The organism is Pseudomonas fragi (assembly GCF_002269505.1).
GTDB classification, from domain to species: domain Bacteria; phylum Pseudomonadota; class Gammaproteobacteria; order Pseudomonadales; family Pseudomonadaceae; genus Aquipseudomonas; species Aquipseudomonas fragi_D.
Genome location: NZ_NQKQ01000017.1, coordinates 19,099 through 33,034, shown reverse-complemented (window position 1 = coordinate 33,034; position 13,936 = coordinate 19,099). Strand labels below are relative to the sequence as shown.

Annotated in this window: 11 protein-coding genes and 4 tRNA genes; 3 read left to right on the top strand and 12 right to left on the bottom strand. The window is 57.4% G+C overall.

Annotated elements, in window-relative coordinates; genetic code table 11:
- Positions 1-40 precede the first annotated feature (40 nt).
- The 6 genes from clpP to CJU81_RS15490 form a co-directional block, all read right to left on the bottom strand.
- The gene (gene clpP / locus CJU81_RS15515) at positions 41-682 is read right to left on the bottom strand and encodes an ATP-dependent Clp endopeptidase proteolytic subunit ClpP (RefSeq protein ID WP_016782312.1); all 642 of its coding nucleotides are present in this window, start codon (positions 680-682) and stop codon (positions 41-43) included.
- A gap of 90 nt (positions 683-772) precedes the next feature.
- On the bottom strand, positions 773-2,083 hold the full coding sequence (gene tig, locus CJU81_RS15510) for a trigger factor (RefSeq protein WP_095037347.1): 1,311 nt from the start codon (positions 2,081-2,083) through the stop codon (positions 773-775).
- A gap of 360 nt (positions 2,084-2,443) precedes the next feature.
- A tRNA-His gene (locus CJU81_RS15505) sits at positions 2,444-2,519 on the bottom strand.
- An 86-nt stretch (positions 2,520-2,605) separates the two neighbouring features.
- Positions 2,606-2,690 (bottom strand) — tRNA-Leu (locus CJU81_RS15500).
- A 56-nt stretch (positions 2,691-2,746) separates the two neighbouring features.
- Positions 2,747-2,822: transfer RNA gene (locus CJU81_RS15495), tRNA-His, on the bottom strand.
- A 41-nt stretch (positions 2,823-2,863) separates the two neighbouring features.
- A tRNA-Arg gene (locus CJU81_RS15490) sits at positions 2,864-2,940 on the bottom strand.
- A gap of 280 nt (positions 2,941-3,220) precedes the next feature.
- On the opposite strand from CJU81_RS15490, the gene folD reads away from it, so the two are divergent.
- Positions 3,221-4,075, top strand: coding sequence for a bifunctional methylenetetrahydrofolate dehydrogenase/methenyltetrahydrofolate cyclohydrolase FolD (gene folD / locus CJU81_RS15485; protein WP_095037346.1), 855 nt, complete (start codon positions 3,221-3,223; stop codon positions 4,073-4,075).
- A 117-nt stretch (positions 4,076-4,192) separates the two neighbouring features.
- Here folD and cysS read toward each other — a convergent pair whose 3' ends face one another.
- Together cysS and CJU81_RS15475 are read right to left on the bottom strand one after the other, a co-directional pair.
- Entirely contained in the window at positions 4,193-5,575 is a 1,383-nt protein-coding gene (cysS, locus tag CJU81_RS15480; RefSeq protein WP_095037345.1) for a cysteine--tRNA ligase, read from the bottom strand.
- Between the two features lie 22 nt (positions 5,576-5,597).
- Positions 5,598-7,295: a glutamine--tRNA ligase/YqeY domain fusion protein gene (locus tag CJU81_RS15475; RefSeq protein WP_095037344.1), complete on the bottom strand. Its 1,698-nt coding sequence runs from the start codon at positions 7,293-7,295 to the stop codon at positions 5,598-5,600.
- A 277-nt stretch (positions 7,296-7,572) separates the two neighbouring features.
- Here CJU81_RS15475 and CJU81_RS15470 point away from each other — a divergent pair, with 277 nt between their 5' ends.
- Together CJU81_RS15470 and lpxH are read left to right on the top strand one after the other, a co-directional pair.
- Positions 7,573-8,076 carry a peptidylprolyl isomerase gene (locus tag CJU81_RS15470; RefSeq protein WP_095029587.1) on the top strand — a complete coding sequence of 168 codons (504 nt, stop codon included), beginning with the start codon at positions 7,573-7,575 and terminating at the stop codon, positions 8,074-8,076.
- Positions 8,073-8,801 (top strand): UDP-2,3-diacylglucosamine diphosphatase, encoded by a 729-nt coding sequence (gene lpxH / locus CJU81_RS15465; protein ID WP_095037343.1) that lies wholly within the window; start codon positions 8,073-8,075, stop codon positions 8,799-8,801. Before CJU81_RS15470 ends, lpxH begins: the two co-directional genes overlap by 4 nt.
- A 164-nt stretch (positions 8,802-8,965) precedes the next feature.
- Here lpxH and CJU81_RS15460 read toward each other — a convergent pair whose 3' ends face one another.
- The 4 genes from CJU81_RS15460 to CJU81_RS15445 form a co-directional block, all read right to left on the bottom strand.
- Positions 8,966-10,495, bottom strand: coding sequence for a DHA2 family efflux MFS transporter permease subunit (locus CJU81_RS15460; RefSeq protein ID WP_095029589.1), 1,530 nt, complete (start codon positions 10,493-10,495; stop codon positions 8,966-8,968).
- Positions 10,496-10,558: 63 nt separating this feature from the next.
- Positions 10,559-11,764, bottom strand: a complete 1,206-nt coding sequence (locus tag CJU81_RS15455; protein ID WP_095029590.1) for an efflux RND transporter periplasmic adaptor subunit — start codon at positions 11,762-11,764, stop codon at positions 10,559-10,561.
- Positions 11,765-11,773: 9 nt separating this feature from the next.
- Entirely contained in the window at positions 11,774-13,249 is a 1,476-nt protein-coding gene (locus CJU81_RS15450; protein WP_095037342.1) for an efflux transporter outer membrane subunit, read from the bottom strand.
- Positions 13,246-13,719 (bottom strand): MarR family winged helix-turn-helix transcriptional regulator, encoded by a 474-nt coding sequence (locus CJU81_RS15445; RefSeq protein WP_095037341.1) that lies wholly within the window; start codon positions 13,717-13,719, stop codon positions 13,246-13,248. Before CJU81_RS15445 ends, CJU81_RS15450 begins: the two co-directional genes overlap by 4 nt.
- Positions 13,720-13,936: the final 217 nt, after the last annotated feature.

The following is a 13,936-nucleotide window of genomic DNA, read 5'->3' as shown; positions in this document are numbered from 1 at the left end:
CAGGTGGTCAGTTACCCCAACCACCCCCAATTTGAGCTGCTTAAGCGGGCATTTGACGCTTGCTGAACACAGAGTCGATCAAACCGTATTCGGTTGCACGCTCGGCGCTCATGAAGTTGTCACGCTCGGTATCGCGCTCGATGGTTTCGAGAGTCTGGCCCGTATGGTGAGCCAGCAGCGAGTTCAAACGATGACGGATGTTGAGGATTTCCTTGGCATGAATGTCGATATCCGACGCCTGACCCTGGAAACCGCCCAACGGCTGGTGAATCATCATGCGCGAGTTCGGCAGGCAGTGACGCTTGCCCGGTGCGCCACCGGCCAACAGGAAGGCACCCATGCTGCAGGCCTGGCCGATGCAGATGGTCGACACGTCAGGCTTGATGAATTGCATGGTGTCGTAGATCGACATGCCAGCAGTCACCGAACCGCCCGGCGAGTTGATGTACAGATGGATGTCCTTGTCCGGGTTCTCGGCTTCAAGGAACAGCAGCTGTGCCGCCACCAGGTTGGCCATGTAGTCTTCTACGGGGCCGACCAGGAAGATGATTCGCTCCTTCAGGAGGCGCGAGTAGATGTCGTAAGCGCGCTCGCCACGGGCGGACTGCTCGACAACCATCGGGACCAGGCCGCCAGCGGCGTGGATATCAGAGTTCTGCTGAATATAAGAATTGCGGGACATGTCCGGCAGTCACTCCCAAATAGTCTTGTCTGGATACGCATAAGCCAGCTCGAGGCTGGCTTATGGTTGTGTTTTCTAACGAGTCAGAAATCAGTCGGCTTGTGGAGCTTCCACCGGCTTGACAGCTTCTTCGTAAGAGACCGCTTTATCGGTCACCTTGGCCTTCTGCAGAACAGTATCCACAACTTGCTCTTCCAGCACAACCGAACGAACCTCGTTCAATTGCGCGTCGTTTTTGTAGTACCAGGCTACAACCTGCTCTGGCTCCTGGTAAGCGGAAGCCATTTCCTGAATCATTTCGCGAACGCGATCTTCGTCAGGCTTGAGGTCGAACTGCTTGACCACTTCAGCCACGATCAGGCCCAGCACTACACGGCGACTGGCTTGCTCTTCGAACAGCTCGGCCGGCAGTTGGTCTGGCTTGATGTTGCCACCGAACTGCTGAACAGCCTGTACGCGCAGGCGGTCAACTTCGTTGGCCAGCAGGGATTTAGGCACTTCGATCGGGTTGGCAGCCAGCAGGCCGTCCATTACCTGGTTCTTGACCTTGGACTTGATCGCCTGACGCAGTTCACGCTCCATGTTCTTGCGAACTTCGGCGCGGAAACCTTCCAGACCGGTTTCCTTGATACCGAACTGGGCGAAGAACTCTTCGTTCAGTTCTGGCAGCTTAGGCTCGGAAACAGTGTTCACGGTTACGGTGAACTCGGCTTCTTTGCCAGCCAGGTCCAGGTTCTGGTAGTCAGCAGGGAAAGTCAGTTTCAGAACGCGTTCTTCACCGGCTTTAGCGCCTACCAGGCCTTCTTCGAAGCCAGGAATCATGCGGCCCGAACCCAGAACAAGCTGAGTACCGGTGGCGGAGCCGCCAGCGAATACTTCGCCGTCTACCTTGCCAACGAAATCGATGTTCAGCTGATCATCGTTCTGGGCAGCACGGTCAGTCACTTCAAAACGGGTGTTCTGCTTGCGCAGCACGTCCAGCATTTTGTCCAGGTCGGCATCAGCCACTTCGGCGCTCAGGCGCTCGATAGCGATGGTGTCCAGACCGGTTACTTCGAATTCAGGGAATACTTCGAAAGTAGCAACGTATTCCAGATCCTTGCCTTTTTCGAAAACCTTAGGCTCGATCGAAGGAGCGCCGGCCGGGTTCAGCTTCTGCTCAACCACAGCTTCGTAGAACGAAGACTGGACTACATTGCCCAGAGCTTCCTGGCGCGCATCAGCTTCGTAACGCTGACGGATTACGCTCATTGGCACCTTGCCTGGACGGAAGCCCGGGATCTTGGCCTTTTGGGCAGTCTGTTGCAGACGCTTGTTGACTTCAGCCTCAATACGCTCAGCTGGCACGCCAATGGTCATGCGACGCTCAAGAGCGGAAGTATTTTCAACAGAAACTTGCATGGATATTCCTCGTTGCACAGACATTAGCCGGCCGTTTCCGACCCCATAATCAAGGGCAAGCATTCTAGTGGGTCAAACTCAAGAAGTCACCCTACCGCAAACACCCTGGGAAACGGCCGACAGAAATTAAGTAAAAGCAGCCATCCGCCTCGCCTTCTATATAGATAGAAGACTGCACTGATCAATTGGCGATAACGGGCGGCCTTTGGAGCCACCCCAATCTGCGCGCATTGTCACACAAATCGCAGAGGACGCTAAGCATGCGGGAAACAAGGCGCCGAGCGACACCCTTATGTGCGATTCTCAAACCGCAGATACAAAAAAACGCCAGAGGATTAGTCTGGCGTTTTCTTTTAAATATGGGGTGGACGAAGGGGATCGAACCCTCGACAACGGGAGTCACAATCCCGTGCTCTACCAACTGAGCTACGCCCACCATAGTGCGCTTACAACCCCGCCAGCCCCGAGAAGCCAACAGTTACAACCAAAGAAAAAGCCGCTGTAAGCGGCCCTATCCAAATTTGGTGCGGACGGAGAGACTCGAACTCTCACACCTTGCGGCGCTGGAACCTAAATCCAGTGTGTCTACCAATTCCACCACATCCGCATTTCAAACTCTTGAAGCAAAGACGCCAGACTTTTAATCTGGCGGCTTTCTAAATATGGGGTGGACGAAGGGGATCGAACCCTCGACAACGGGAGTCACAATCCCGTGCTCTACCAACTGAGCTACGCCCACCATATTGCCTGTACCGCTTTACTTGTGCCAAAGCTGCCTAATGGCGCACCCGGCAGGACTCGAACCTGCGACCATCCGCTTAGAAGGCGGATGCTCTATCCAGCTGAGCTACGGGCGCATTGTTAGCCTGTATTCTTTGACGACTACAAACCAATTGCCTTCAGTATCACCAAGCTGGACAACAACTTCGCTCTACCTTCTTAACCAGTGCTAGGCTGTGCCCGACAAGTGCGACGAATGTTATAGGTGAGCCCGTAACCCGTCAACTGTTTTTTAAAAAAAGTTTAGAAATATAAAGGAGTTAGGGCAATAAACAGACCAGGCGCCTTTGCCCTCACGCCATGGCATGCGAGAATGCACGTCCTTTTTCCACCCTTTACGATGGTTAATCACGCGTAATGACTGCACAACTAATCGACGGTAAAGCGATCGCCGCCAGCCTGCGCCAGCAGATTGCCAAACGTGTCGCCGAGCGTCACGAGCAAGGCCTGCGCACCCCTGGTCTGGCAGTGATTCTGGTCGGCAGCGATCCTGCTTCCCAGGTTTATGTTTCGCACAAGCGTAAAGACTGCGAAGAGGTAGGCTTTCTGTCCCAAGCCTATGACCTGCCTTCTGACACCACCCAACAGGACCTTACCGACCTGATCGACCGTCTTAATGACGACGCGAACATCGACGGCATCCTGCTGCAACTGCCATTGCCCGCCCATCTGGACGCCTCCAAACTGCTGGAGCGCATTCGTCCGGACAAAGACGTCGACGGTTTCCACCCTTATAACGTCGGCCGCCTGGCACAGCGTATCCCGCTGCTGCGTCCATGCACCCCCAAAGGCATCATGGCCCTGCTGGAAAGCACCGGTCAGGATCTGTACGGCATGGACGCAGTGATTGTCGGCGCGTCCAACATCGTTGGCCGCCCGATGGCGATGGAGCTGCTGCTGGCTGGCTGCACCGTGACGGTAACTCACCGTTTCACCAAGGATCTGGCCGGCCACGTTGGCCGCGCCGACCTGGTGGTGGTAGCTGCCGGCAAGCCTGGCCTGGTCAAGGGCGAATGGATCAAGGAAGGCGCCATCGTGATCGACGTGGGCATCAACCGCCAGGCGGATGGCAAGCTGGTGGGCGACGTGGTGTACGAGACTGCCCTGCCCCGCGCCGGCTGGATCACCCCGGTACCGGGCGGCGTAGGCCCGATGACTCGTGCCTGCCTGTTGGAAAACACGCTGTACGCGGCCGAAACACTGCACGACTGATCGTGCAAAGCGCTGCAAAATAAACGGCACCTTAGGGTGCCGTTTTTATTGCCACCGATAAAAGACAGACAAACAAAAGCCCGCACTGGGCGGGCTTTTGTTCACACAACGGGAAACCTAGTCAGCCAGCCGCCAGGTTGTCCCGCCCTTACCGTCTTCCAGCACAACACCCATTGCCGTGAGCTGATCACGGATACGGTCAGACTCCGCCCAGTCCTTGGCAGCACGAGCCGCCAGACGCGCTTCGATCAACGCATCCACCTGGGTCGCATCGATCTTACCCTCAGCACCGGCCTGCAGAAAGTCATCAGCTTCAAGCTGCAACACACCCAGCACATCGGCCAACTGCTTGAGGCGCGCCGCCAGACCGGCAGCCGCCTGCAGATCGGTTTCGCGCAAGCGGTTGATCTCGCGAACCATCTCGAACAGCACCGCACAGGCTTCCGGCGTACCGAAGTCGTCGTTCATGACCTGGGTAAAGCGCTCAACAAAGGCTTCACCACCGGCCGGAGCAACCTTGGGCAAGCCTTTCAGTGCGTTATAGAAGCGATCAAGGGCTGCCTTGGCATCCTTGAGATTGTCTTCGGAGTAGTTGATCGAGCTACGGTAGTGGCTCGACACCAACAGATAACGCACCACCTCCGGGTGATATTTCTCCAGAACGTCGCGAATGGTGAAGAAGTTGTTCAAGGACTTGGACATCTTCTCGCCATTGATACGAATCATCCCGCAGTGCATCCACGTATTGGCATAGGTTTTACCCGTTGCCGCCTCGCTTTGCGCGATTTCGTTCTCATGGTGCGGAAACTCAAGGTCGCTGCCGCCGCCGTGAATATCGAACGTCTCGCCCAGGCAGCAGGTGGACATTACCGAGCATTCAATATGCCAGCCCGGACGACCCGGACCCCACGGCGACTCCCAGCTCGGCTCGCCCGGCTTGACGCCTTTCCACAACACGAAGTCCAGCGGATCTTCCTTGGCCTCGTCGACCTCGATGCGCGCGCCGATGCGCAGATCTTCGATCTTTTTGCGCGACAGCTTGCCGTAACCCATGAACTTGGCAACGCGGTAGTACACGTCACCATTGCCCGGGGCATAGGCGTAACCCTTGTCGATCAGGGTCTGGATCATCGCGTGCATACCAGGAATATGGTCCGTGGCACGAGGCTCCATATCCGGCTTGAGGATATTGAGGCGCGCTTCGTCTTCATGCATTGCCGCAGTCATGCGCTCGGTCAGCGCTTCAAAAGGCTCGCCGTTTTTGCGGGCACGATTGATGATCTTGTCTTCGATGTCCGTAATGTTGCGCACGTAGGTCAGGTTGTAGCCGCTGAAGCGTAACCAGCGGGTCACCAGATCGAAGGCAATCATGCTGCGACCATGGCCGATGTGGCAGTAGTCGTACACAGTCATGCCGCACACGTACATGCGCACATTGTTGCCGTCCAGCGGCTTGAAAACTTCTTTGCTCTTGGTGAGCGTGTTGTAGATCGTAAGCACGGCTTGTTCCTTCAAAACTTGATCACTGGCCCCACGAATCACGCAGGGTCACGGTACGGTTGAATACCGGGTGACCGGGTTTCGAGTCCTTGATATCTGCGCAGAAGTAGCCTTCGCGCTCGAACTGGAAACGGTCTTCCGGCTGTGCATTGCCCAGCGAGGGTTCAGCACGACAACCCGTCAGTACCTGCAGCGAGTCAGGGTTGATGTTTTCCAGGAAGCCTGCGCCGTCTTCGGCCTTTTCAGGGTTCGGCGAACGGAACAGACGATCATACAAACGCACTTCGCACTCGACGCTGGCAGCTGCCGGCACCCAGTGCACAACACCTTTGACCTTGCGACCTTCCGGGTTTTTGCCCAGGGTTTCAGGGTCGTACGAGCAATGCAGCTCAACGATGTTGCCATCGGCATCCTTGATTGCTTCGTCGGCACGGATCACATAGCTGCCGCGCAAACGCACTTCGCCCGCAGGCTCAAGGCGCTTGTAACCTTTTGGCGGCTCTTCCATGAAGTCTTCACGATCGATGTAGATTTCACGGGCGAACGGCAATACCCGTACACCCATGTCTTCTTTCGGATGGCAAGGCAGCTCAAGGTTTTCAACCTTGTCTTCAGGGTAGTTGGTGATGATCACTTTCAGCGGACGCAGCACGCACATGGCACGCGGCGCGCTGTGGTCCAGATCGTCACGAATGCTGAATTCCAGCATGCCGAAGTCCACTACGCCGTCGGAACGGTTGGTGCCGACCATATCGCAGAAATTGCGGATCGACTTGGGCGTGTAACCGCGACGGCGGAAACCCGACAGCGTCGACATGCGTGGATCATCCCAGCCGTTGACGTGCTTTTCATCGACCAGTTGCTTGAGCTTGCGCTTGCTGGTGATGGTGTAGTTCAGGTTCAGACGGCTGAATTCGTACTGACGCGGGTGCGCCGGCACTGGCAGGCTGTCCAGGAACCATTCGTACAGCGGACGGTGGCTTTCGAACTCCAGGGTGCAGATCGAGTGAGTGATGCCTTCGATGGCATCCGACTGCCCGTGGGTGAAGTCATAGTTCGGGTAAATGCACCATTTGTCACCGGTCTGGTGGTGATGGGCGTGACGGATGCGGTACATGATCGGGTCGCGCAGGTTCATGTTCGGCGAGGCCATGTCGATCTTGGCACGCAGTACGCATTTGCCGTCTTCAAACTCACCGGCGGTCATGCGGGCGAACAGGTCCAGGTTCTCTTCGACGCTGCGGTCGCGGAACGGGCTGTTCTTGCCAGGCTCGGTCAAGCTGCCGCGGTATTCCTTGGCTTGCTCGGGGGTCAGGTCGCAGACATAGGCTTTACCTTCTTTAATCAGGTAAATCGCCCACTCGTGCAACTGGTCGAAATATTGCGAGGCATAACGCACTTCGCCAGACCACTCAAAGCCCAGCCACTTGACGTCGCTTTCGATGGCGTCGATGTACTCCTGGTCTTCCTTGGCCGGGTTGGTATCGTCAAAACGCAAATGCGTTACGCCGCCGAATTCCTGAGCCAGCCCGAAGTTCACACAAATGGATTTGGCGTGACCGATGTGCAGATAGCCATTAGGCTCCGGCGGAAAGCGGGTCACGATCTGCGTGTATTTACCCGAGTCTAGGTCCGCCTGAACGATTGGACGCAGGAAGTTAGCCGGGACAGCAGGGCCAGCCTTTGGATTCAGAGTGGGGTCGACAGTGGGCTTGCTCATAGGATCCTTGAACGTAACAGGGTGCGCGGCCTGGGTCGGCCGACTAAATCAAAGCGCCTATCATAGCCGATGCCGTCAAGTCACTGACAGAGCAGGTGCTCAATCAAAGCGATTGAAATGCCGGCTTTTAGTCCCCATATGGCAAAAACACCATCGAAATGCCGTGCGAGCACGCTAAACTCCGCCCGCGGCTGTATCTACCCAGCCAGCCCGGGGGATTGAGGTGTGTTCACCCCGCCCCCTGGCCCGACGAATTCTCTGATAGAGCGATACGACCATGACCCAAGTAAAACTGAGCACCAACCACGGCGACATCGTGATCGAACTGAACGCTGAAAAAGCCCCGATCACCGTGGCCAACTTCATCGAATACGTAAAAGCCGGCCACTACGAAAACACTGTTTTCCACCGTGTCATCGGCAACTTCATGATCCAGGGCGGCGGTTTTGAGCCAGGCATGAAAGAAAAGAAAGACAAGCGCCCAAGCATCCAGAACGAAGCTGACAACGGCCTGCCAAACGAGAAGTACACCGTGGCCATGGCTCGCACCATGGAGCCGCATTCGGCTTCCGCCCAGTTCTTCATCAACGTGGCTGACAACAGCTTCCTGAACCACAGCGGCAAAACCGCTCAGGGTTGGGGCTACGCCGTATTCGGTAAAGTCGTTGAAGGCCAGGACGTAGTAGACAAGATCAAAGGCGTTGCCACCACTTCCAAAGCCGGCCACCAGGACGTGCCAAAAGAAGACGTGATCGTCGAGAAAGCAGAGATCATTGAGTGATACTGCTGATTTCAGATTTGCATCTGGAAGAGGAGCGCCCGGACATAACCCGGGCGTTTCTGGATTTCCTGACCGGGCGTGCGCGCTCGGCTCAGGCGCTCTACATCCTGGGCGATTTTTTTGAAGCCTGGATTGGCGACGATGCCATGACACCCTATCAGCGCTCGATCTGTGAAGCGCTACGAACACTCAGCGAGACCGGCACGCAGATTTTTCTGATGCACGGCAACCGCGACTTTTTACTTGGCCAGGCCTTTTGCAAAGCGGCTGGCTGCACCCTGATCAAAGACCCCTGCGTGGTCGACTTCTACGGCGAGCCGGTGTTGCTGATGCACGGCGACAGCCTGTGTACCCGCGACGAAGCCTATATGCGCCTGCGACGCATCCTGCGCAACCCCGTCACTTTGTGGGTCCTGCGGCACCTGCCACTGAGCACACGGCACAAACTGGCGCGAAAGCTGCGCAGCGAAAGCCGCGCACAAACCCGCATGAAAGCCAACGACATCGTTGACGTGACTGCCGAGGAAGTACCCCGGATCATGGCGCAATTTGGTGTGCGTACCCTGATTCACGGCCACACCCACCGCCCGGCGATTCATAAACTGCAGATCGGCGAACAGGCCGCCCGGCGTATTGTGCTGGGTGACTGGGACCATCAAGGCTGGGTACTGCAAGTGGATGAGCAAGGCATGCAGCTGATGCCGTTTGATTTTGCGCCTGCCTAGAGTCAAAAGCCCCTCACCCTAGCCCTCTCCCAGAGGGAGAGGGAACTGATTGGGGGATATTCTGAACTCTCAACAATCTGAAACCCTTGCACTGAATCCAAAAACGACTCGATCAGCCCCCTCTCCCTCCGGGAGAGGGCTGGGGTGAGGGCAAAAGACCTACATCAATGCCCGCTGGTCGCCGGCCCCGCCTTCGCTGCAAACGGCGGTTTGGCCAGCCACACCAGCAGAATCAAGCCCATAAACAGCCAGCCCATCATGGTGAAGTAGTCCACGGTGGAGAACATATACGCCTGACTGGTCAGAATCTGGTCCATCTGGGCATAGGCTGGTGTACTTGCACCGCCCAGGCTTTCGAGCGTATGGCGGGTCACAGGGTCATAGGCACTGATGCTTTCACTCATATAGGCATGGTGCTGGTCAGCCCGGCGAATCCAGATCCAGGTGGTCAGGGACGCCGCGAAGCTGCCGCCCAATGTACGCAGGAAGGTCGCCAGCCCGGCACCATCGGCGATCTGATGCGGCGGCAAATCCGACATCAAAATAGTCAGCGTCGGCATAAAGAACAGCGCCACGCCAATCCCCATAAACAGTTGCACCATCGCGATATGCTGGAAATCCACCTGATTGGTGAACTCGGCGCGCATAAAGCAACTCAGGCCAATGGCCAGAAAGGCCAATCCGGCCAGCAGGCGCAAGTCGAATTTATTCGCGTACTTGCCCACAAATGGCGACATCAAGACCGGCAAGATCCCGATCGGCGCCACTGCCAGCCCGGCCCAGGTGGCGGTATAGCCCATCTGCGTCTGTAGCCATTGCGGCAAAATCAGGTTGATACCAAAGAAGCCGGCATAACCCAGCACCAGCACAATGGTGCCGATACGGAAATTGCGGTGCGCAAACAGACGCAGATTGACGATCGGATGTTTGTCGGTCATTTCCCAAATGATAAAGGCCGCCAGTGCCACTACCGACAACGCCGTGCCCAAAAGGATGAAACTGGACTCGAACCAGTCCAGGTCATTGCCTTTGTCGAGCACGATCTGCAGCGCGCCCACACCAATGATCAGGGTGATAAGCCCCACGTAATCCATCGGTTGACGGGTAATCACCACCGGGCGTGCCTTGAGTTGCTGGCGAACCACCATCACGGCAAAGATGCCGATCGGGATATTGATAAAGAAGATCCACGGCCAACTGTAACTGTCAGTAATCCATCCGCCCAGAATGGGCCCGGCAATCGGTGCAACCACCGTGACCATCGCCAGCAATGCCAATGCCATCCCCCTTTTTGCCGGGGGGTAGACTGCAATCAGCAGGGTCTGGGTCATAGGGTACAGCGGCCCCGCTACCAACCCCTGGAGCACGCGAAACCCGACCAGCTCGGGCATCGACGTCGAAATACCGCACAGGAACGAGGCCAGCACGAACAGCATCGTGGCCCACAGAAACAACTTCACTTCACCGAAACGCCGGCTCAGCCAGCCGGTCAACGGCAAGGCAATCGCGTTACTCACCGCAAATGAGGTAATTACCCACGTTCCCTGCTCCGAACTCACCCCCAGATTGCCGGAGATGGTAGGCAAGGCAACGTTGGCGATGGTGGTGTCGAGCACCTGCATAAAGGTCGCCAGCGACAGGCCGATCGTGGCCATTACCAGGCTGGGAGGGGAAAAAGACGCGTTTGTACTCATCGCAAATCCTTTAAAACCGGGGATGCAGCCCCGCCTGTGCGGCGAGGCTTATGGATTGGCGAATCAGCGCTGGGCAGCCATGTCGCCTGCCCCGGCGCTATTACTGTCAATCAAGCGCGTGATCAGGGCTTCGGCATCGGCCAATTGTTGTGCATACACGTTGGTGCTGAACGAGGCTTTTTGCGGCGGTTGCTGGGCCAGTACCGGGCCGGTCTGGTCGCGCAGATTCACGTCAACAGTCGTCGACAGCCCCACACGCAGTGGATGCTCGGCCAGCTCATCGGCATTGATATGGATACGCACCGGCACGCGCTGGACAATCTTGATCCAGTTGCCCGTGGCGTTTTGCGCAGGCAGCAAGGCAAATGCACTGCCGGTGCCGGCACCGATACTGTCGATAGTGCCGCTGTACTTCACATTACTGCCGTAAATATCCGACTCAATGTCCACCGGCTGGCCGATGCGCATCTTGTGCAACTGGGTTTCCTTGAAATTGGCATCGATCCACAGCTGGTTGAGCGGGATCACCGCCATCAACGCCGTGCCCGGCTGAACCCGCTGACCCAGTTGCACAGTACGCTTGGCCACATAACCGGTTACCGGAGCGATCAGGGTGGAGCGGGCATTGGCCAGGTACGCCTGACGCAACTGGGCTGCGGCAGCCTTGACGTCCGGGTGATCGGCCACGGCAGTGTTGTCGACCAGGGCGCTGGTCGTGTCGAGCTTTTGCTCGGCATTGCGCAGAGCACTTTGCGCCGAAGACAGATCATCGCGAGCGTGGGACAGCTCTTCCTGGGAAATGGCCCCGCCAGCCGCCAGGCTTTTACGACGGTTGTAGTTGTCCTGGTTTTTTTGCACTTCAACTTTCTGCGCAGCAACCTGGGCCTTCATGCCCTTCACATCACTGAACAGCCCACGCACCTGGCGCACGGTACGCGCCAGGTTGGCCTCGGCACTTTGCAGGCCGACCTGCGCATCGCTCGGGTCGAAATTAATCAGCACCTGGCCTTCATGCACCAGATCGCCATCATCGGCCCCGATGCTTACAACCGTACCGGTGACCAGCGGCGTGATTTCAACCACGTTGCCATTTACATAGGCATCGTCGGTGCTTTCGCTCCAGCGACCATACAGCTCATGCCAGGCCCACACTCCCAGCCCGAGCAGGATGACCAGAATCGCCAGCCCGCTCAGCCAGAGCTTGCGTTTGCGCTGGTTGCCAGCGTCCTGGGTTTGTTGCGTTTCATTCGGTGTTTGCACAGTGGCCATGACGGATACCTAAATTATTCTGCCGGCGAGGACTTCAGTGGGAGCGGTCTCGGCTGTAGTGCCGGGCTCAAATCCACCACCCAGGGCTTGCATCAGTTGAATCGAAAGGTCGATCTGCTCGGCATTCAGGTCGGCCAGCTGGCGCTGGGCCTGAAGCAATTGTTGCTCAATGCTGAGCACGTCCAGATAGTTACCGACGCCCGAACCGTAGCGTTGCAACACGGTATCGAACGAGTCCTGGGCGATATGGGTGGCCTGCTGCTGAGCGTTGATCTGCTGCTTTACAGCGCCTAATTGCGCGAGGGTGTCGCTGACGTCGCCCAAGGCGCTCACCAGTGTCTTGTTGTACTGCGCCACCGCCAGGTCGTAATTGGCGTCTTCAGCATCCAGCCCTGCACGCAGGCGTCCGCCATCGAAAATCGGCAACGACACCGCCGGGGCAATGTTGAGGAAGCGGCTGGCGGAGCCGAACAGCGCATCCCCCAGCAACGACTGAGTACCTGCCGCCGCGCTCAGATTGAGATTCGGGTAAAAGCGGGTCTTGGCAGCGGCAATATTCTTGCTGGCCGCCTCTACCCGCCAGCGCGCGGCCACCAAATCGGGACGCCGGCCCAGCAGTTCGGCTGGCAAGGTGCTCGGCAATGCCACGGCGCCCGGGGCGAGAATTTTCGGACGCGCGATATCAACCCCGCGATCCGGCCCCTTGCCCAGCAACACCGCCAATGCGATGCGCGCGCTGTTGAGTTGCTTTTGCGCATTGATCAACTGCTCGCGGGAGCTAGCCTCAAGGCTTTCGGTCTGCTGGTACTGATAGTGGCTGTCGATCCCGGCTTGCAGGCGGCGCTTGCTCAAATCCAGCATTTTACCGGTGCGTTCAAGGTCGTCTTTGGCCAGGTCGAGCACAATAAAGGCATGCCCGAGGCTGCTGTAACCCCGCGCTACATCGGCCGCCAGGGTCAGGCTTGCGGCCTGGCTGTCGACTTCGGCCGCGCGGGCCTGGCCCAATGCCGCTTCCCAGGCATCACGCTGGCCACCCCACAGGTCAAAGGTGTAATCAAAGGTCAGACTGGCGTTGCGCAGCGTGTCATAGCGACCACCCTGCCCCGTCGGATCCTGAGAGCGCGACAGCCGCGAACGCGTAACATCGGCTTCAGCATTCAGGGTCGGCATGCGTGCGGCATCGGCGGCACCGGCGGCGGCGCTGGCCTGATGAGCACGGGCGCTGGCAATTTGCATGTCCGGGCTGTCACGCAACGCTTCTTCGATCAGGCCATCCAGCTGCCCGTCACCCAGGCTTTGCCACCAGTGTTTCTGCGGCCAGGCCGCAGGGCTGATCGTAACGCCCTCAAGGGTCCTGGAAGCTTTGAGGTTCTTCGCATCCTGACTCACGCCCACGGTAGACAACCCGCTGTAGCTTGCACAACCGGCAAGCACCATCGACGTAAATACCAGGCTCAGGCCTGTACGCAGCGTTCTGTTGCTCATTTTTCACCTAAACGCATGACAGTGATCGGGTCGCCCGCTGCCAACAGTATTTTCTTGAGGATCAATTCCAGGCTTTGCAGTTCTTGCGGGCTGATGGCGCTGGCCAACTGATTCATCGCATCGGCACCGACCTTCGGCAGCAGGTCTGCCAGGGCCTTGCCATCATCGGTCAGCACCAGCCGCACCTGGCGCCGGTCAGCCTCGGAGCGCTGGCGAACCAGCAGGTTTTTTTGCTCAAGACGATCAAGCATGCGCGTCATCGAACCACTGTCCAGACACAGGTGACGACAGAGCTCGGCCGGGGTATCGACGTCAAACTGGGCCATGATGATCAGCACCTTGAACTGCGCCGCCGTGATGCCATAAGGCTCCATATGGCGGTCAATGATCTTGTCCTTGAGCATGGCCGTGCGCCCCAGGAGCAAACCCAGGGTGCAATTTTGGAAGTTATCGGGGTGAAAGTGTTTCATCAGGGCACCAGGAAGCTGCCTAGGCAGTAATGTTTCTAAATATTACTGTCTAGGCAGCTAATGTCAAGCCGATTATTAGGCAGCTATCTATCTGGCTGTTTGCATGGGTACGATTTTCTTAGCGCTGGCGAAGGAAACTTCAACAGTGGGAGCGAGCCTGCTCGCGAAGGTCGTTCGCGAGCAGGCTCGCTCCCACAGGGAGGGTTGGACCGGCAAC

What these genes read in the sequence shown, in the direction of transcription:
- clpP (WP_016782312.1), bottom strand. Translation starts at nt 682, where the DNA reads ATGTCCCGCAATTCTTATATTCAGCAGAACTCTGATATCCACGCCGCT.
- tig (WP_095037347.1), bottom strand. Translation starts at nt 2,083, where the DNA reads ATGCAAGTTTCTGTTGAAAATACTTCCGCTCTTGAGCGTCGCATGACC.
- folD (WP_095037346.1), top strand. Translation starts at nt 3,221, where the DNA reads ATGACTGCACAACTAATCGACGGTAAAGCGATCGCCGCCAGCCTGCGC.
- CJU81_RS15475 (WP_095037344.1), bottom strand. Translation starts at nt 7,295, where the DNA reads ATGAGCAAGCCCACTGTCGACCCCACTCTGAATCCAAAGGCTGGCCCT.
- CJU81_RS15470 (WP_095029587.1), top strand. Translation starts at nt 7,573, where the DNA reads ATGACCCAAGTAAAACTGAGCACCAACCACGGCGACATCGTGATCGAA.
- CJU81_RS15460 (WP_095029589.1), bottom strand. Translation starts at nt 10,495, where the DNA reads ATGAGTACAAACGCGTCTTTTTCCCCTCCCAGCCTGGTAATGGCCACG.
- CJU81_RS15455 (WP_095029590.1), bottom strand. Translation starts at nt 11,764, where the DNA reads ATGGCCACTGTGCAAACACCGAATGAAACGCAACAAACCCAGGACGCT.
- CJU81_RS15450 (WP_095037342.1), bottom strand. Translation starts at nt 13,249, where the DNA reads ATGAGCAACAGAACGCTGCGTACAGGCCTGAGCCTGGTATTTACGTCG.
- CJU81_RS15445 (WP_095037341.1), bottom strand. Translation starts at nt 13,719, where the DNA reads ATGAAACACTTTCACCCCGATAACTTCCAAAATTGCACCCTGGGTTTG.